At 51.8% G+C, this 19,445-nt stretch carries 13 protein-coding genes and 4 pseudogenes; all 17 read right to left on the bottom strand.

Annotated features, from left to right (window positions below; translation table 11 throughout):
* Positions 1-2: 2 nt before the first annotated feature.
* Positions 3-269, bottom strand: coding sequence for a PAAR domain-containing protein (locus EXW94_RS12435; RefSeq protein ID WP_174340234.1), 267 nt, complete (start codon positions 267-269; stop codon positions 3-5).
* A 93-nt stretch (positions 270-362) separates the two neighbouring features.
* The gene (locus tag EXW94_RS12430; protein ID WP_174340233.1) at positions 363-947 is read right to left on the bottom strand and encodes a hypothetical protein; all 585 of its coding nucleotides are present in this window, start codon (positions 945-947) and stop codon (positions 363-365) included.
* Positions 944-2,857, bottom strand: coding sequence for a LysM peptidoglycan-binding domain-containing protein (locus EXW94_RS12425; RefSeq protein ID WP_174340232.1), 1,914 nt, complete (start codon positions 2,855-2,857; stop codon positions 944-946). Before EXW94_RS12425 ends, EXW94_RS12430 begins: the two co-directional genes overlap by 4 nt.
* Positions 2,858-2,865: 8 nt before the next feature.
* Entirely contained in the window at positions 2,866-3,405 is a 540-nt protein-coding gene (locus EXW94_RS12420; protein WP_174340231.1) for a hypothetical protein, read from the bottom strand.
* Positions 3,398-6,034 (bottom strand): type VI secretion system Vgr family protein, encoded by a 2,637-nt coding sequence (locus tag EXW94_RS12415; RefSeq protein WP_174340230.1) that lies wholly within the window; start codon positions 6,032-6,034, stop codon positions 3,398-3,400. Before EXW94_RS12415 ends, EXW94_RS12420 begins: the two co-directional genes overlap by 8 nt.
* A 67-nt stretch (positions 6,035-6,101) precedes the next feature.
* Entirely contained in the window at positions 6,102-6,320 is a 219-nt protein-coding gene (locus EXW94_RS12410; protein WP_174340229.1) for a hypothetical protein, read from the bottom strand.
* 17 nt (positions 6,321-6,337) lie between these two features.
* A complete protein-coding gene (locus tag EXW94_RS12405) occupies positions 6,338-6,754 on the bottom strand; it encodes a putative T6SS immunity periplasmic lipoprotein (RefSeq protein ID WP_375336647.1) in 417 nt (138 codons plus the stop codon).
* A gap of 44 nt (positions 6,755-6,798) precedes the next feature.
* Entirely contained in the window at positions 6,799-7,371 is a 573-nt protein-coding gene (locus EXW94_RS12400; protein WP_174340228.1) for a type IV secretion protein Rhs, read from the bottom strand.
* A gap of 14 nt (positions 7,372-7,385) precedes the next feature.
* Positions 7,386-10,030: pseudogene (gene tssH / locus EXW94_RS12395) on the bottom strand (type VI secretion system ATPase TssH).
* Between the two features lie 230 nt (positions 10,031-10,260).
* The gene (gene ltrA / locus EXW94_RS12390; protein WP_254797834.1) at positions 10,261-11,619 is read right to left on the bottom strand and encodes a group II intron reverse transcriptase/maturase; all 1,359 of its coding nucleotides are present in this window, start codon (positions 11,617-11,619) and stop codon (positions 10,261-10,263) included.
* Positions 11,620-12,062: 443 nt separating this feature from the next.
* Positions 12,063-12,554 carry a type VI secretion system effector Hcp gene (gene hcp, locus EXW94_RS12385; protein ID WP_050862713.1) on the bottom strand — a complete coding sequence of 164 codons (492 nt, stop codon included), beginning with the start codon at positions 12,552-12,554 and terminating at the stop codon, positions 12,063-12,065.
* Positions 12,555-12,569: 15 nt separating this feature from the next.
* Positions 12,570-14,281, bottom strand: a pseudogene (locus tag EXW94_RS12380) (OmpA family protein).
* A 3-nt stretch (positions 14,282-14,284) separates the two neighbouring features.
* Positions 14,285-14,937, bottom strand: a pseudogene (gene tssL / locus EXW94_RS12375) (type VI secretion system protein TssL, short form).
* Positions 14,934-16,271: a type VI secretion system baseplate subunit TssK gene (gene tssK, locus EXW94_RS12370; RefSeq protein WP_174340227.1), complete on the bottom strand. Its 1,338-nt coding sequence runs from the start codon at positions 16,269-16,271 to the stop codon at positions 14,934-14,936. The pseudogene tssL and the gene tssK overlap by 4 nt, the downstream one beginning before the upstream one ends.
* A gap of 13 nt (positions 16,272-16,284) precedes the next feature.
* Positions 16,285-17,831: pseudogene (tssC, locus tag EXW94_RS12365) on the bottom strand (type VI secretion system contractile sheath large subunit).
* 34 nt (positions 17,832-17,865) lie between these two features.
* The gene (tssB, locus tag EXW94_RS12360) at positions 17,866-18,357 is read right to left on the bottom strand and encodes a type VI secretion system contractile sheath small subunit (RefSeq protein WP_174340226.1); all 492 of its coding nucleotides are present in this window, start codon (positions 18,355-18,357) and stop codon (positions 17,866-17,868) included.
* Positions 18,358-18,625: 268 nt separating this feature from the next.
* The gene (locus EXW94_RS12355; RefSeq protein WP_174340225.1) at positions 18,626-19,258 is read right to left on the bottom strand and encodes a helix-turn-helix transcriptional regulator; all 633 of its coding nucleotides are present in this window, start codon (positions 19,256-19,258) and stop codon (positions 18,626-18,628) included.
* Between the last annotated feature and the right edge of the window lie 187 nt (positions 19,259-19,445).

Genomic DNA, 19,445 nt, shown 5'->3' with positions numbered 1-19,445 from the left:
ACTTATCCTACTGAACAATCCGGCGCACTGGAGATAACATGGCAACCGCATTCACATTCGCAGCCATCCACAACAACTTGTTTACCATCCGAAACCCATTCTGGTGATCCTTCGATAATGGCGTTAATACCATGTCCTTCAACAGGGCAATTAATTTCATCGCCAACGAGGGCGACTTTCTTCCCGTTCACAATCATGGTCGAGGACGCAGATATAACTTCACCGCCATGTGTTGTTTTATCTCCGAGTAATACAAATCCTTTAGACATACAAAACCCTATTTCAGCAACGATAATTACATTGAAATTTTTTGTCGATGGTTTCTCGAGCCAAATCTCATATGCGAGATTTAAATTTGAACATCATTCAATTTTTATCACTTTGATTTTAAGGTGAGTAAGTTCACCATCATCATCATAAGCCTGATTGCAATACGCTCCCTCAGTGGACATAATGTAATTGTCTGGGAAGTTGAACGCTTGAATTCTATTTTCACTTACATATTTATCACAGTCAACTATAAAACCGTTGCCAGTGATTCCATATACAGGGATTATTTCACTTTTAACTTGAATCAATTCCTTTCCATTTAAATTACCACCAACTTTAGTCTTCGATGTATCATTTGGCATATGAATAGATTCGACTATTTTGTTTACAACAATGTCATGTTTTTTTGGGTTGTAAGTGGCCTCTGCCCGCCCAGAAACCCAATTATCACCGGATTTATAATAATAGATTATAACTTTGTCATTTTGGACTTTAACGTAAAGTTCGTTTATAGATTCTGGTCTGTAAGATAAAACATACTCACCATTTTCATCTTTTTGTGGTGCAACACCATCTTGAATATAGTAAGTTCCATTTTGCAAAATATCTTTATTCGTATCTGCATGAGTAGTGCTAATGAACAGCAGAGAAAAGATGCCGATGATAATCTTGATCATTGGATTATCTCCAAATGTAATGCATGCTCGCCACGAGAATTGCCAGGATAGAAAAAGTTTTTTATATCACCAGTATTTTTTTTGTGCTCAAGAACCGCATTGATGAAGTTCTTCATATTAGCCCTCCCCCCAATCCTCGTATATGAGATGTCTAATGTGTTTACCTTGTTATACTCCTCCAGCGTCACATTATGTCTAGATATTAATTTACCATTTGCTTTCAACTCTCTTGCCTTTTCTAGCATACAATTATAAGCAAAAGTATGGTCGTTAGGCTTTAATTTATTCGCATCTGCATACGCAAGTATTACTTGATCACCGACTGAATTATATGTTTTAAGCTGTTCTTCTACTCCCTTCCCTGGAGTGTGAGGATGTTCAATTGCATATAACATAGCCCTGATTTGTGATTCAAGTGTTCTTATTGTACTTGTTATGTATATTTTATGGACACCTGATTTTTTCATTATATCCTTCAACACACTAATTGTTTTAGCACTTACAACACTTTGTATAGCTGAGTTATCCCAATTAATAACAGGTTCAAAATCCCTTGTCACACGGATAGGTTTTGCTGCGCCTGTTTTATCAGTTTTATGTTTTTCAGGCTCACTTTTAATTCTATCATTAACAGCCTTACTCGTTGAGGTTGTCTTGATGTGTATAACATTGTGTTGTTTATCTGAGTCTGCTGATTTGCTTCCTTTAGGCAACACAATATGACTTCTGGCATACTCTATTGCTGCTTTAGTATTAGCATTTTCAACACCTACGTGTTTGAGAATCTCTTTTTTTGTCTTATCTGAAACATAGCGGCTAACATACCCATGATTTTGACTATTGTCGGGTATTTTCAATTTAGCACCCACACGTAACATGTTTACGTTATGAATCTTATTAATTCTTGCAAGTTTCTCAATTGATACACCATGGCTCTTAGCTATTGCCGATAAAGTGTCACCTTTTTTAACGGTATAAGTTAGAGTCTTATGCTTTTCATCAGTGTTTTTTTCTCTGGTTGCTTTAGCTAATTCTTTGTAATTATCAGCAAGAATAGTAAACACAACCTCTGAACCTGCGATAGCATTGACTGATTCAGTCATCCCATTTACATCTGTCACACCTTTGATAAAAACCAGAGTTTTTTCATAGTCTGACACTAAATTTGGGCATGTTGAACTTGGAAATGGAGAGATTGCAGCAATATAATTTTTGTTCTTGAATGCTGTATTATCCCCCGTGGATAATTTAAATTTAGTATTAACTTCAGTGTTTTTTAGCAACCCTTCCACAACAGATAAATGCTTAGTGATATAAAGCGCCCATTTCTTGCCGTCTGCACTTTTCTCACGTGTACCATCGAGATATTTCCCTAAGCTATAGGCTCCATCATGATGCAGTAAATAAAGCCACTCCCAGTATTCACTTTGATCTGATGTATAACTTTCCATCACCTTAGATTTGTTAAGTAAAAATGAATAAATTACCGCATAACATCCATTCTCGGCATCAAATACGTTTTCCGCGCGAAGGTCAAGTTGAAAACCAAGAATATCCTCAGATTTTGTCAATGCATCCTTGATAAAGCCAACAGTACCTTGCGCTAAACCAGCAGCACTAGTGGCCCCCGCAGCCGCATCAGGGTTAAATCCGGACTCAACCTTAGTTGTTAATAAAATATATGATATCTCTTTATAACTTAATCCATAACGGACAGCTATGGTAATAATCATATCTATAATAGCATCCTGGACATCTTTATCTGCATCTCCTGCTGTACGACTGTTGCCTCTTAACTTTCTGGTCGTATCTATATCCGGATAAAGTGAGATTAACGAAAATGGCTTAATCTGGTCATCAAAATATGCTTTTCCCTTCTTGGTATTTAAATACTCATATAAATCAGACATACCATACCTCAGCGGTTGCTAATAAAATCTATGTTTGTGTTACTGTATGGTTTTTTTATTTCTCGAGATCTAAGCTCAGAAAGCTTGTTACCTGTAACAAAGTTACCTGAAAGATCAATAAATGGGGCGTCAATATAGGACAACAATGAACCCTTTACGCTCTCCTCTTCATCCAACCCTAGATGGTATCCGATCACAACGTTTTCATTATCATAGCATTTCATTGTGGAGGGGGCCCAATCACCAGGCTTAACTACATCATTAAAGGAATAACCTTGTCCTTCCAGGAGGGCTTTTTGGCTATTCGGGATGTATGGCAAAGAAAACTCTTTATTATTCGTGCCGTTTTTTATTTCCATTTGGTAATTTTTGCATATATTCTCTGTTGGGCTTTTTTGATTCACCTGGCATTCAGCACTGACCTTTACCAAAGCTGAGCCACATTGCATTTGTGCTGATTTAGCATTCCATGTACCACTTGCAAAAGAAAAAAATGGAGCCAGCAACATGCATAACAAAAATTTAAACCTTAAAGTAATATCACGCACTTTTATTTTCCTCACAATCACTGCATTGACAGGCATCGCTCTGGAGTGACATATCTGAAAATGATGAACAATGTACTCTATCCACAATATTCTCACTATCGTACCAATAATCACTTTGAATCATTTCAAATTCAAAAGGCTCATTCGGGTTTGATGAGTAAACTGGGATTGTTTCACCGTTCTCGTCTGTTCTACCGAATAATTTCTGCCCATTACTCGATGTCAGCATGTATGCCGCAGCTGCAACTGGAACACCTGCATCAGACGATGCCGTAAATTTTCCACTATATCCAGATGGAAACTGTGGCATAACACTACTCATGCTTACACTACCCATTTTCTGCGCATTGGCACATTTCCACAGGATATTACCTTCACAACCCAGAATAATATTCTTACCCTGCAACTGGATGAATGACCCATCCAGATTTTTCAGCACGACATCTTTCGCCGCCGTGATTTCAACCCGCCCTTCCGTGCTGGTTACGGTCACATCCTTTTTAGCTATCGCATCAAGCGCATCATCCTGAGCCTGAATTTCTACTTTTCCCTTAGCCGCAAAGAGTTTCATCCCGGCCTTACGGGCCAGCATACTCACGGCTTCACCCGCTGCCACGGTAAAGCGCTTAAGTGCACTGATGTCAGTGTTTTGTTGTGACATAATCCCGACGCTGGCGCTTCCCGAGGCCATACGCACTGCCTGCGGACTGGTAATGCTTACCCCTTCAGGTGCATTTAACACCATCCCTGGCTGCGCGAGATCTTTGAGGGCATCAGTCAACTTCACCTGGCTCTGAATATCAGCGGGTAGCGCCTGCGCAGTTTCAGCTGCGTCTGACATGCTTCGGGCAATACTCAGTGCATTCTCCAGTTGGGCAATCGCCTCCTGCATGGAAAGCATCTTGTCCCCGGCAAACGGCTGTTTATCTGCTGTGATAAACACCCCGGCACCACCCCGGATAGAAACATGTCGGTCAGTACGCAGCTCAGCACCTTCACCGCGTGGTTCGCGGGAAGCATTGACGTTGTGGCCTAAATTGAGTTGGGTTTTGCCGCCATACTCCGTGCTGAGCTTAACGTGCTCTTCGCCGCGTTTATCCTCCATCCGCAGTTTATTCAGACCCGCGGTCCTGACCACATTGCGCGTGCTGTTGGCCTCAGTAACGTGGTCAACGTGGCGGGAGTCGTGCATAGCATGGGCAATATACGGACGATCAGGATCGCCTTCGTGGAATGCAATGGCGACTTCAGTGCCCTGTATCAGCGGGAAGTGGAAGCCGTATTTGTCCCCCCCGTAAGGCTTGGCAAAGCGCACCGGCATACTTTCCATGCCCTGGCGCTTATCATCGCGGTCGGCATCGAACTTCACCCGGTACATGCCCGATGCATCCTGCCAGGCGTAGATGTCGTTATCCTTGGCGCTGGTCACACGCGCCATCAGCGTGCCGCTGACCACCGGGCGTTTTTTCGCGGCTGGACGCCAGCAACGGTTCTCGTAATACGGCATCCCTTCCCACATCACGATCAGGGCATCTTTACGGCTGGCGATATAGCCCGTGCGGGTAATGATAATACCGTTGTCCGTTTCTGATGGCAGTGTCGGTGTTACCACACTTTCACTGATGGTCAACACCTGGGCCGGAGAAAGCAGCGCATCATTAGCGCAGCCGCTTATAGTCGTCTGTCCTGACAGAAAACGCTCGTGTTCAAGGCGAGCCCAGAAGTTGCCGGTTTCTGCTGAAGGTGTGATTTTGTCGCCACGTTCAAGATGACGCGGCAGGTAGTGATAGACCTCACCATAGGTAACACCGTCACCGTCGCCCCGGGTCATGTCCGCCGGTACAGAGGCCAGGACATTCTGGGCTTCACGGTGATTGTAATCACTGGCGGTAACATTACGCTCAACCACGTTCTGTCGGACGTTAACCCCCCATACCGAATCCGCTGCATTGTCACTCATTCCCGATGGACTGCTGAGCGGCAGAGACTTACCGAACGTCCATGCGCTCTGCTTGTCTGCGAAATGTACCACTTCAGTCTGGGTGTCAGGTTGCAGAGTGAAGAAGTAGAAAATCCCCACTTCAGCCAGCAAACGCTCAATGAACGCAAGGTCATTTTCCTTGTACTGGTTAATCTGCTCACGCTTCGGATAGTCGGCTTTGAGAGTGAACTCATACTCCCAGCCTTTCAGGCCATGCTCCTGCAATACTTCGGCGACGACTTCCGGTACCGATTTATTGACAAAAAACCGGTGGGTGCGGAATTGCTTGCGCAGCAAAGACAGGAACGGCTCAATAATAATCTGGTACGTCGCCTGGTCACGTGAGCCACTGATACGCTTAAAATGCGTCACCACACCATGCACCACTTTCTGCCCGGTCAGCCCCATCAGAGGCCCGGTTCCCATGGTCAGCGTGGCAGGTTTGGTCAACAGTTGTGCTGAACTGATATTCTGATCGCTGCTGGTAAAGATGATGTCGTAGTGGTAAAGCTCACTCATGAACTCCTTACCGTTAAACTCTTCCACATCCAGTGAAGCTGTGCAGGACGGAATATCCAGACGGTAGCGGTTCAGCCCGCCTTCTGTTAGCGCAGACAGGGTGTTCTTAAGCGTATCTGTCAGACTCATGATTTTGACTCCATGGGATAACCTGCAGTCCATGACTTTCTTGCCGACGGGCAAGTAACAGGTTTAATCAGGGGTACTCAGCGAGTACGAAAAGCGTGATTACGGCTCCAGCCCCGAGGGCGCAGGCGAGAGTTTTCATCAGCAAAGCGGTCATTTCAAAATTATTCATGCCGTATTCGCCGTCGCCGCTAATGGGGATAAAGCGCTTAACGAATGTGTAAGAACACGTATCCGGAAGAAACAGCACTCCCGCCACCACTAAAGTTAAAAAGATAAAAACCTTCATGGCGTTCTACCGGGGCACTATTCAGAAACGTCAATAGAGCCATAAGACCTTGAAATTTCGCGGTCGGTCAAAGGAAAGTTATATACCTGGGTATCATTAACGCCTATTCCGACAACAAAATTCCGGGGTTCATCTTTGTTGTTTGCTGAATGAAGCACGAATTCAACAATGTATTTATTACCATCCATGAAATGGTAGTAAGACGGTGGAATGCACAATGCACCATCAACAATCTTAAGATCTGGTGAGAAGTTGAATTCTTTCTCTTTAGGCGGCGTACCCCGAAGATTGATACCCATGTCTGCAGGCTGATAATCTCGCGCATCATTAATACTCATGCAAACGTCATTACCTTTTCTGCTCACCAGCGCAGTTTCATCCAGACTCATTCTGTCGCCAGGGCCTGGGCAACCAGTCAGGGCTACCGACGACATGCCTAATGCAACGATAAAGATAATTTTTCGAAAATGGTTCACACTCACCACGGAAAACCTCTCAGAGAATTTTTATACCCTTCACGTATTGCCGCCTCAGAAATGTCGCCATCAAGCGTAATGTCGGGGTACTTTTTATTTTCAAGGTGCCACCAGATTTCATAGCCAAATGTCTGTAAAACAAAATTATCGGCAATAATCTGTGCCTGCTGCTCCATCGGATAGTCACTCAGCAGGCGACCATCAAGCGTATAGCGATAACTGACAAGCCAGCTCACCAGGCCTCGTCCAATAACATTCATCCCTTTTTCACGCTGCCAGACATGGCTCATTTCGTGAATAAACATATGCTGAAGCGAATACAGCGATTGTGAAAAATCATCCCGGTACTGATTGATGAAGTAGATTTCACCATTAGGTGTCATTGCCGTATTCGCATCCTGCGCATTAAACGGCAGATAGCTGCCATGATGAATTTTCACCTTCTCGTAATCGATCCGGTTACCGAATACCGTTCTGGCTAAGGCGATTTCCCCGGAGGTCAGTTTTCTGACGGAATTATCGTCCTGCTTTTTGACGTCCTTCTTTTTCTTCTTGCTGGCATCATGAATGGTCATTCCCTGCCTCCGGATTAGCGTTCAGCCGCGCCTGAAAATTCAAGCCCAATCCCTTCATCATCATTCCAGCCGAGCGTCAGAGAGTGTGGTTTCTGCTTCGCCGCCATATGGGTCAGCAGCTGCTGACTCAGCACCGGCAGAATTTGCTGATTGAGCAGACTGTCGACGTTGCGTGCACCGGTGTCCGGCAGCAGGCAGGCGGCAGTGAGTGCGTCATACAGGCTCTCATCAATCTGCGTGGTCAGGCCGTAGTGATGATGTAAGCGCCTGCTGACCTGTGACAGCTTCATTTCCACGATGGTACGCATCGCAGCTTCCGCCAGCGGACGGTAAATCACGGTCTGGAAGCGGGCCAGCAGCGCCGGCTGGAAGTGGTCGCGCAATATCGGACGCAGCAGTTCATGCAGTCGCCTTCGGTGGCCTCCGGCTGTTCGTCAAGCAGTTGCATCAGGTGGTCGCTACCAAGATTCGAGGTCATCAGGATAACCGTGTTACGGAAGTCGATTTCGCGCCCTTCGCCGTCGCGCATAAAGCCGCGGTCGAATACCTGATAGAACAGGTTCATGACGTCACGATGTGCTTTTTCCACCTCATCGAGCAGCACCACGCTGTACGGGCGCTTGCGAACCGCTTCGGTGAGAATGCCGCCCTGACCGTAACCCACGTAGCCCGGCGGCGAGCCTTTCAGCTGCGACACCGTATGCGGCTCCTGATACTCGGACAGGTTGATGGTGATGAGGGATTTCTCACCGCCGTACAGCACGTCTGCCAGTGCAAGCGCAGTTTCAGTCTTACCGACGCCACTCGGACCAACCAGCAGGAACACGCCCTGCGGACCGTTCTCGGACGTAAGCCCGGTTTTGGCCGCACGCAGACGCTGAGCGATAGCGTTAAGGGAGGCATCCTGCCCGACCACACGTTTACCGATCTCATTTTCCAGGGTCAGCAGTTCGGTCTGTTCATCTTTCATCAGTGAAGCGATCGGCACGCCTGTCCAGTCGGCGATGACCTCTGCGACCGTACGGGTATCAACCTCCACCTGTATCAGCACGTCGTTCTCCTGCTGCAGCGAGAGCTGCTGACGGAGCTCTGCGATGTCCGAATAACGACTGATGTCCTGACGGCAGGCTATCAGCTCGCCGACCATCTGGCGCTCGACGTGAAGACGGGCTTCCTGTTCGTCAAGTTCCGCCTCCAGCTCTGTGCGCAATATTTCAATGACTGCCAGCCGGTCTCCGTGTGACGATGCGCCTGCGGAAATGTCCTCCAGCAGATCCTGTGTTTCCATGCCGAGCGCTGTCAGGCTGGCTTTCAGACGCACAATGGTGTCCGGTACGGTATCAAGACTCATTCGCACGCGGGCGCTCGCGGTATCCAGCAGGTCAACCGCCTTATCCGGCAGCTGGCGTCCCGTCAGGTAGCGACGGGACAGTGTCACCGCAGCACGCACCGCATCGTCGGTAATATGTACGCCGTGGTGTTCAGCATAGCGGGATTTGAGACCGCGAAGCATCAGGCAGGCTGTGTCGTCATCCGGCTCGTCGACTTTCACCATCTGGAAGCGACGCTCCAGGGCAGCATCGCGCTCAAAATATTGTTTGTATTCAGACCATGTGGTGGCGGCGATAGTGCGAAGTTCGCCACGCGCCAGCGCAGGTTTCAGCAGGTTGGCCGCATCGGCCCCGCCCGCCTGATTACCGGCGCCGATGATGGTGTGGGCTTCATCGATAAACACCAAAATCGGGGTGGGTGACTGCTGCACCGCGTCGATGACGTTTTTCAGGCGCTGTTCGAACTCGCCTTTCACGCCTGCGCCCGCCTGCAACAGGCCGAGGTCAAGGGTACGCAGGCTGACGGTTTTCAGCGATTCCGGCACGTTGCCTTCAGCAATACGCAGCGCCAGACCTTCCACCAGGGCTGTTTTCCCGACGCCAGGTTCGCCGACCAGAATGGGGTTGTTCTTGCGACGGCGGGACAGAATATCGACCATCTGGCGGATTTCGGTATCACGACCAAACACCGGGTCGATGTTGCCCTCTTTCGCTTTGGCGGTGACGTCGAGAGTGAATTTATCCAGCGCGTTCTGCAGTGCCGGGTTGAGTTCGCCGTCTTTTACCTCCGCCCCGATCGGACGGCCGACCATTTCGACATCGCTTCCCTGTTCGGCCAGTTCTGCATCTTGCTGCATTTCCGGGCGCTCATCCGACTGCGCATCAAGCAGCGGACGCAGACGCTCCAGCTGGCTCTGGCCCAGCGTCAGCAGCGGCCACAGACCGTCACAGCGTGCCAGTTTCGGTTTATCGACCAGCGCCATCAGCAGATGGATGCTACGGATATGCTCCTCGCCGTTCAGGGAAGCAATCAGCCAGGCCTGCTGCATCAGGGTCTGAATAGTGTCAGACAGCTGAGGACGACCACGCACCGAGCGCGGCAGGTTGTCCAGCCAGCCGAGTAAGTCCTGCCACAGGGCGTCCATATCCCACTCATAACGGCGCGCCAGCACCGTAAGGTCACCTTCCCCCTGCTCGAGCAGCTTCAGCAGCCAGTGCTCCGGCAAAATTTCCGCATGCGCGCGGGTCTGGCACAGGGAAGCAGCCCCTTCCATCGCACGGGCACAGTAAGGGTTCAGACGTCGCAACAGGATGGCTGGATTTTCCATGAATCTCTCTCTTTGTCGGTTCCTGGACACGCTACCGCCCCTCGCTGTTTCCCGTGAAGGGGACCAAAGCGCATACGGTCGGGCTGGCAGTTTGTGGTTTTCTTTGCTGAAAGCCCGTTTCACACAGCACTCAGATCGGGATAGGGGCAGTCCTCACGGACCGCCTCCTCCCACACCACCGTACGTACGGGTCCGTATACGGCGGTTCAGTTATGTTGATCGTCACCTACCTACATATCAGGCAGGCCCATATCTCGGAAAAATTTATTGGGCATCGCTATACACAGAGGTTGAGACTGGCTTATTGCCCATTGCTTTTGCCGACCACCTGCGGTCATTGCTGCAAGGTCATGATTTACACCTCTCTCTCGAAGTTGATCGTAACGGTTTCGGCATGTTTTCCATTGTTTCCACACCAGACTACGTAACCTTCTCCTGAGCCATTTACCCAACAGTCTTGCTGTAGATACATTCTCGTTGAGAGCGTAATAGTTCAGCCATCCTGTCAGATACTGGCGAAGAGCACTGATCACTCGTTCGAGTTTCCAACCCCTGTTTCTACCTGTCAGTTCTCTTATTCGATTTTTAAATCGTTTAAGCGATTCTTTGGCTACGACACACCGTATTTTTCCGTTGTAACGCCGGAAGCTGTACCCCAGAAATTTGCGGTCATAAGGCGGTGATACCGCGCTTTTCTGCTCATTTACTTTCAGTCTCTTACTATCCAGCCAACGGGTGATGCCTTCTTTAACCCTCTTTCCGGCCCTCTCGCTTCTGACGTAGATGTTGCAGTCATCGGCGTAGCGAACATATTTCAGTCCTCGCTTTTCCAGTTCACGGTCCAGCTCATCCAGTAATACATTCGACAGGAGCGGGGACAGCGGGCCTCCTTGCGGAGTACCTTCTGTCTGGGGTCTGACGACTCCCGCTTCCATCACTCCTGAGTTCAGGAAAGCGCGTATCACCTTCAGTACCCGTTTGTCCGTTAACCGCCTTGCTATCCGGTTCATCAGAACATCGTGGTTCACACGGTCGAAAAACTTTTCAAGATCGAGATCCACCACCCAGTGGTGTCCCTCTTCCACGTAACTTTTCGCCCTATTCACGGCCTGATGTGCAGATCGCCCAGGACGGAACCCGTAACTGTTGTCGCTGAACGTTGGATCCCAGAGGCTTTGCAGTACCTGCAACACTGCCTGCTGGAAAAAACGATCAACTACCGTCGGAATACCCAACTGTCGGGAACCTCCCGTCGGTTTAGGGATTTCCACCTTGCGCACCGGCTGTGGTTGATAAGTGCCTACCAGCAAACTGGTGCGTAATTCCCCCCAGTGCAGCTTCAGGTATTCGGGAAGTTCGTGTACGTTCATCCCATCAATACCTGCGGCCCCTTTATTGGCTTTAACCCTTTTCAGAGCCTGCTTCAGGTTCTCAGGACTGAGAATGACTTCCATCAGATTGTCACCTGACGACGGGCTTTCTTCCTCCGGGTGTGCCAGACCGGCTTCAGCCCCGGGCAGGCGTATGACCCGGGCTTCACCCGGTCTCCGCCTGACAGGGTCGCATTGCGTTTTCTGCTGCATGGCCATTCTGAACCTCCGGTGATACTCACCACTCATAACTGTTCAGGCCTTCAGGTCTCCCCTACTATGCCTTCTGCTGACTTCTGGATGCCGATCGATGCCTCTTGCGAGGCATCCAGTCCCGGGGACGGGACGACATACAGATCTCCCGGGGTAAGCCCGACAGCCTTCGTTACACACCTGCCTGATCTACCTACACACCCCTTGATGGTTATGGCTTTTCGCGACCTTTGGCTCGCTCATCCGAATGCATAGGCCTTATCAGATTCCTGTTCGTCAGGTCATAACTTTGCTCCACACTTCCTTCAGACCCCGCCTCACGACGACGCCCTTGCGCTTCACTAGTCCTTCGCCACCATCAGGCTGGACAGGGGACTCTCACCCCCAAGCTGTCGGGCATGCCCGGCACACCAAAAAACTGCGGACAGGAAACCCCGTCCGCATCGGGCTTACGCGGTGGCGCGTTCGTTCCAGGAATCGGAATGAATGATGTTGCCGTCTTTGTAGGTCCAGGTGATTTTTTCGTAACGCAGTTCAATGCGCTCAAGGTGGTTGTGCTTCTCTTTAGAAGGATCCTTGATGTCATACATTTCAGGATTCACTTTCACCACTTTCACGTTTTCCAGTCTGGTGTTGAAGTACTCTACTTCCTGGCCAGCGTCGTTGATTTTGTACCACCTGAATTCCGCAGACTTGAGGGTCTGACCGGTGGTCACCGCCTTGTACAGGTACGGGCTGGAGGAGTCGATTTCCTTGGTGAACAGGAACGGGGTGTGGATACGGGTACCGGTCAGTTTGCCGGTGTTGTTATCGGTCGGGATGTACAGGTTATGTTCCTGAGCGACCACTTCGATGCTGCCTTCACGATCCTGAACGTCCACAGAACCTTTAATGTCCGCGCCGCCGTCGTCTTTCAGCCACAGATAAACAGGAATTGCCATGGTTTACTTCTCCATTTATTGAGTTGATGCGTCACTTTCATCCGGTGACGCTGGTTTGCCCGGCACCTGACAGGCGTCAGCCTGCGGCACAAGGCTTATCTCTACACGCCGGTTGGCTGCGCGGCCTTCCGCCGTGTCATTGGTGGCGACCGGTCGGCTTGCGCCATAGCCCTGCACCGCAAAACAGCTTTCCGGCACGTCACCGGTGTCACGCATCCAGTTGCGCACCGATTCAGCACGCTTCAGGGACAACGGCTGGTTGATCTGCTGGCTGCCGGTGTTGTCGGTGTGACCCGCCACCACAATCAGCCAGCCCGGTCGGGCTTTAATCCCCACCAGGGAGTTCACCAGCACTTTGGTCGACCCCACCTTCAGATCCGCTTTTCCGGAATCGAACAGCGACATGCTGTCGAGGCGAACGGTTTTCGGTCCCTGAATAATCTTTTTGATAACCGGCGGCGGAGGCGGGGGCGGAGCCCAGTCATTCACGGCCGCTTCTACCGGCGGGATCAGACGCAGTCCCTGATACAACCCTAACCGGTAGCGAACAGGCTCCCCTCGTCGCTGCCAGTCATCCAGCAGCGCCCCGTCAGCACGCAGACGCTGCTGCGCCCGGAGCTTGGGGGCAACGGGCTGACCGTCCAGATGGTGATAGAAAGCAAGGTGATCACCGACATTGCGGATCAGACGCTGGTTATTCACCCAGGAGGCCAGCATCGCCAGTGTCAGGAAAATCCCGCCCAGTAATCCGGCATAGCGCCAGAACACCATTCTGCGGCTGACACCACGTCGGCGCGGTAACGCCGGCATCAGCAGTTCAGGCAGCGGCAGTGGCTCTGTCGTCACAACGGCATCCGGTGGCAGCGCCGTCACGGCGTGATGTGCTGTTGCCAGAGATTGCCCGCGATACCGCTCACCGGCACCATGCACATACCCTGCACGCAGGGCTTCATCACCGGCAGTTCACCCTGTCGTACCGACAGCAGGTCATTCACCGCGCCGCTCTGCCAGGCAAGCAGACTGTCCAGCCACAGGCCCTGGCTCATACGCGAAAGACGCCCATCTGAACCGGTCTCCCGGGTCCACTCCGTCAGTGACACATTGCCCTGACCAGGCTGATACACCTGAATACCGCTTCGCTGGCTTACCGTGGTAAACCAGACGGGCTCAGCCTCCGCGCAGGCCACAGGAGGTGATACCCAGGTCACGGTCCACATCGGGGGGATAGTGCCAAATGTCGCACGGCACTGGACGACAGCACGCTGCCAGCCTCGCAGGGACTGGGTAAAATCATCGCCGGAGGTGTGCTGTTCAGGCACCACCGCCAGCATGACGGAGGTTTGCGACACCAGTGCCGGGCGCACCAGACTCAGGTGCTGTGCCAGGAGTGGCAGCTGTTCCCCATCCTTCACCCACAGATACCAGCCCTGCCGGGTTTCCCGGTGACGGGAACCGGACACAAACAGCGGGGCGTTATCGCCACAGACGAGGATAACCGCCCCCTGAAAATCTTCCGGCGGCAGGTTTTCATCCACAATTTCCCGTACAGCGGTCGCCCGCGCCTGCGAAGCCCGACGCTGACGCCACAACATCACGCCTGATACCAGAATAACCAGCAGGCTGAGTGCCACGCGGCTACCCGTGGACAGTGGCCAGAATCCCAGAATGAGCCACAGCGCCAGCACGGCACCCAGGGCAGTTAACAGACTTCGGTATGCATCCCGCATCGCTTACACCGGCCTGACGGTCTGGCTTACCAGCTCGGTAAGCGAAGACGAAAGGAAGAACCACAGAGCCACCAGGGCGACAGCGGCCACAACCCAGGTCAGCCAGTACCAGCGACGACCGCTGCGCAGGCGTGATGCCCGGGCAACGATGGGGGCGTCCTGTGCCAGCGTAAAGGCCGGCACCCGCTCACCTAACGCCCGCACCACATCTTCGCGTCGTTCATCGTCTTCGGCCCGGTATTGACCAACAAAGCCCAGTTGCAAAGTGCGGTACATGCAGGTCAGCACCGCGATGTCTGGTGCTGTTTCTTTAAGCAGGTTGCGAATACGTTCCCACAGCTCTTCACCGGCATTGAGGGTGCCAAAGAAGTGGGCCTGTAACGGATCGCGACGCCAGGTCAGGTAACCATCATCGGTGGTTCCGCGGTTCATCACGCTCTCATCAAGCAGGGCACACAGCGCATAGACCATGTGATCACGGCTGATGTCGCTGTAACCTGCCTCCGTGAGCGCCGCTTTTGCCTCCTGCACCAGACGACAGGCGCGGCGTAGAGCCCTTCCCCGTCCCGGACTTCCTGACCACCCCGCAGCTGGCTGGCCATCAACCAGCCCGGGTAGAAAATACGTTCAATCTGACTGAGTTCGGATTTATTCATGAGCGCAGCACCGCAAAGAGTTCAAGATTCACATCTCCCAGTGAACGCGGGGTATAGAAGGTGCAGCTTCCCGCTTCCAGCATCGCCCGCGCTGCCTCACTACTCAGATCCAGCGAGAAATACTGGTTCTCAAGACGCAACGGGACAGCGGCCGGAACATGCGTCAGCGGTTTGATAACCATCCCGCTCAGGGCCACATTCACCACATCGGACACATCATCCAGGCTGCCCGCTTTACACAGCTGCGGGAATTTCGTCTGAAGTTCATGGTTCGGCATCGAGGAACGAACGGAGAGGTAGAAATCAGCCCCTTCACGCAGGCGAGCATCGTGCAGGGCACCTTTCCAGATCTGATCCTGGTGCTCCAGGTGAATATTCACCACCCGTGACGGCAGGCTCGCTTCCAGCAGCTTATCGAGCAGTGCCAGCAACGGCGGGAATACCCGTTCCGGTGCATCGTGCTGATAGGCAGGAATATCGTCGGCGTCATGCTCCAGTGAGAAGGTCAGCAGGCTGCCGGCAAGACGGGTCAGTTCGCGGTACAGCAGCTCCGGGTGACGTTCAGGCGTCTGAAGCAGTTCCGTCAGCACCGGTCCGACGCTGTTAAGGGCATTCAGCAGCCAGAACAGGGAGACATCCGCGACCGCAAAGTCGGCCATCCGCTCATTGCTTTCACGGCGCATGGACATCAGGCGACGACGGCGGGCCTGCAGACGGACCAGCAGGTCGCCCAGTTCGGTGGCAAGCCACGGGCTTGCAGCAACGGACAGCATCGGCGGGATAAAGGCCGGGTCACGGCTCCACTGCCCCTGCGCATTCCGCACCAGACGAGCCACCGGACAGGTCAGGTATGCCGTGTTTTCCTGGGTGGACAGACGCAGCGTGATGGCATTGCGCAGGATCGCCAGCTCACCGTTTTCATGCCCGGCCAGCTCCTGCACCACCACGCGCTCAGCTTTCCAGCGACGGGGGCGTTCGCTCTCCTGCCCGTTATCGAGGTTGCCACCACTGGCACTCAGCAGCGGTAGTGCGGCAACCACCTCAACAGCTTCAAAGCCGTTTGCGACGGACAAATCACAGACCGGCGGAATATTATCCGCCAGATCCGTATCAACAATTGTGCCGTCCTGAAAACGTACGACCAGACGGGTAGAGTTCAGGCGCGAGAGCACCAGTGCAGCATCATCAAATTCTGCCGCCACCACGCCCCAGGGATGAGAAATACCCATCCGGGCGACCATGTCGGCAACGTACTCATTCCAGCGAACCTGCTGCTGGAACTGTTGCGGGGCCAGAGCGGCCCCATCCTCCCAAAGCGGACGATAAATTTTCATCCCTGCTCCTGGCTTATGCTTTTGCTTTCGGCATCTGGGATACCAGCGACAGGCTGACGTCCATACCTTCCACCTGGAAGTGCGGTACGGCGTAGCAGCTTCACGCGGAAGAAGCCCGGGTTGTCCTCGATGTCTTCCACCACCACCTTCGCATCGCGCAGCGGGTGCGAGGCCTGCAGCTCGTCGCCCGGGTCAGTCATTTCGGTCACCAGACCTTTCACCCAGGTATTGAGCTCAAGCTCCAGCAGACGGCGGTCCTTGGTGGTGCCGATGTTTTCACGCTGAATAATCTTCAGGTAGTGCGCAATACGCGACAGCAGGAAGATATACGGCAGACGGGCGTTGATGCGGCTGTTGGCGGTCGCATCAGCCGTGTCGTACAGGGCCGGCTTCTGGGTGGAGTTAGCGCTGAAGAAGCAGGCGTAGTCGCGGTTCTTGTAGTAGCTCAGCGGGATGAAGCCCAGGTTCGCAAACTCAAACTCGCGGGTTTCCGGTATCATCACCTCTGACGGGATTTTCACCTGGCTGCCGGTGCCGAGGTCATACAGGTGGATGGGCAGGTCCTGAACGGCACCACCGGCCTGCGGGCCGCGGATTTGTACGCACCAGCCGTTGTTAATGAAGCTCTTCACCATGTTGGCGGCAAAGGCAAACGAGGCGTTGGTCCACAGATACTTCTCGTGGTCAGGCCCTTTGACGTCCTCAACGTAGTTGAAGCTGCGCACCGGCACGGTATCAGGGCCGTACGGTAAACGCCCCAGCACGCGCGGCATCACCAGGCCGATATAGCGGGCATCGTCGGTTTCACGGAAGGATTTCCACTTGATATATTCAGCGCGGTCAAAGTAGTTACCGATATCCTTGATGGCCGCCACTTCTTCCATCGAATCCTTGAGGAAGAATGTCGGGCCGGCCGAGCCGATAAACGGCATGTGCGCGGCGGCAGCGACCTTCGAGATGTTGCGCAGCAGGGCAACGTCCTGCGCGAGGCATCAAACTCGTACGCGGAAATCAGGGCCGCAACCGGCTCACCGCCCGGAGAATCGTATTCTGAAACGTACGTGTGCTGGTAGAGTCCGCTCTGGATAATCTCCGGCGCGTCCTCAAAATCCTGGCGCAGGTCGTCTTTGGACATATCCAGCAGCTCAACCTTCACGTTCTGGCGAAAATCGGTTTTATCCACCAGGGACTGCACGCCGCGCCACAGGCTTTCAACGGCCTGGAAGTCCGGGTGGTGCATCACCGCATCCAGCTGGCGGCTAATCTGGTAGTCCAGCTCCGCATATGGTGGTCGATGAGGTTGCGGTCGAGCTTCTCCACTTTTGAGCCCGCTTTCGTCAGGCACTCCAGAAACACCTGCATGCCGGCGGTCAGGCGTTCATTCGCGGTCGCCTCCGACATCGCCTGCGCGTCCTGCCAGATGTCCAGCGCGCTGAGCTCAGAAACCGGGGTCAGGCTGATTTTTTCAAACAGGGAGGCATACACCCCGCCGGCGGAAGGACGGTCCAGGACAACGGTTTCGCCACCGGTATTCAATTCATTCTGTACAGACATGAGCATCTTCTCTTTGTTAATCCGTTACGTGCTGCGGGCGTTATGGCTGTTTCGGTGCCAGGGCGGAGAGTTCACCGCGCAGTTCAGCGCTCAGTGACGGGTCGAGGAGGATTTTTTCCAGCTCCCGGCGAAAGGCGTTGTTGTCCATCAGGTTGGCCTTCAGGTCGCGGAGCAGGCTGCGCATGGCAAGCATGGCCTTCAGCTGGGGAATTTGACGGGCAACCTGTTCCGGTTCAAAATCCTTCATGTCGCGAAAGGCGAGCGTAATCGCATCTTCGCTGCCGTCGCCGGCCAGGGTATTTTGCACCGCCATGCTGACTGACGGCGAGAATTCCGCCAGCACGCTGTTCATGTTATTTTTATTAATGTTGACCTTCTGGCGTTCAGAAAGGGGACGCTGTTCTGCACCGTTGCTGAAATCACCGGCAACCAGCAGCTTCAGGGGAAGTTCAACCTTCTTTTTAGCTGTTCCCGTATGCAGATCGAGCTTTATGTTGACCCGAGACTTCGGTATTTCTGACTGATAGCTCATTGTCTGTCCTCCGTTTGTTTTTTTATTTACCTTGTTTCAGTCAGACTCCGGAAAAGGGCTGAACTGAAAATACATCAGCCAGAAATACGCCATTCGCGCAAACCTGTGCCTCATGTTTTTGACAGCGACACCGCCTGCCCTGATGCAGGTTTATCCTTCCCCGCTTCGTACAGAGCAGTATTGCTCCGGGGTCCGCAGAGCCCCTTACCTGACTTACGGGTATTTAACGTCGTTTTTTAATTCAGGCATACTAGAAAAATTACAGGTTTCAGAATTTAATTGAGAAAGGGATAATGTCCTGATAGCCTCGCTGGTAAGCAAGGATCACCAGCTCTGTCGTATTATCCGCCCCAAACTTTTTCTTAAGGTTTGCCAGATGAAAGTCAACAGACTTTAAAGAAATGCCCGTACTTTCGGAGATAGCTGCTCGTTTTAACCCCTTGAGAAGAAAATACATCACTTTTGACTCGATGGCTGTCAGGTTATATTTCTCACCATAGTTACAAACTTTAATACTTTCTGATTTGCCTGCAAGATTGAAGAAGTTTATGTTTTGCGTAATTTCCACTGCGGTGGCTATGGTTCCTGCCGGTTTACCCGCCGCATCATAAATAATTTTCTTAGTTGTCATCAGATTAACCGGTGTCGTACCGTTCAGAGGCTCAATAACCGAATAATTATCGCCTCTCAGTATGTCTTTTTCATGATTTACATAAATACTTGCATTATCTGCCCAGGGCATATCAAAATCATTTAAGCCGACCAGAGAGTCGATTTTTTTCCCCGCAAGACGGGAAAAAACAGCATTTGATGCAATAAAACGGTGTTTTAAATCCTTTACAAGGATGATACCGCAATCAATCGTTATCAATGGATCTGAAAGGAACTTTTCAATCGTCATGCCTGACATCACAGTTAATCATTCAAAATCAAGCGAAGTTATCAATATCGCAGGCCAGGATATCAGACTAACCTACTTAACGACCCAGGGTTACTGGGTTGCAATAAAATACACGGGCGAGTGCGAAATATTCACAGGCGTAACCCGGGAAGACGTGATGGAAAATATCCTTAAAGGTCTTAAATGC

Source organism: Enterobacter sp. JMULE2, from assembly GCF_013337145.1.
Taxonomy (GTDB): domain Bacteria; phylum Pseudomonadota; class Gammaproteobacteria; order Enterobacterales; family Enterobacteriaceae; genus Enterobacter; species Enterobacter mori.
Note: the sequence above shows the minus strand (reverse complement) of the source record. Positions and strands in the feature narration are given on the sequence as shown.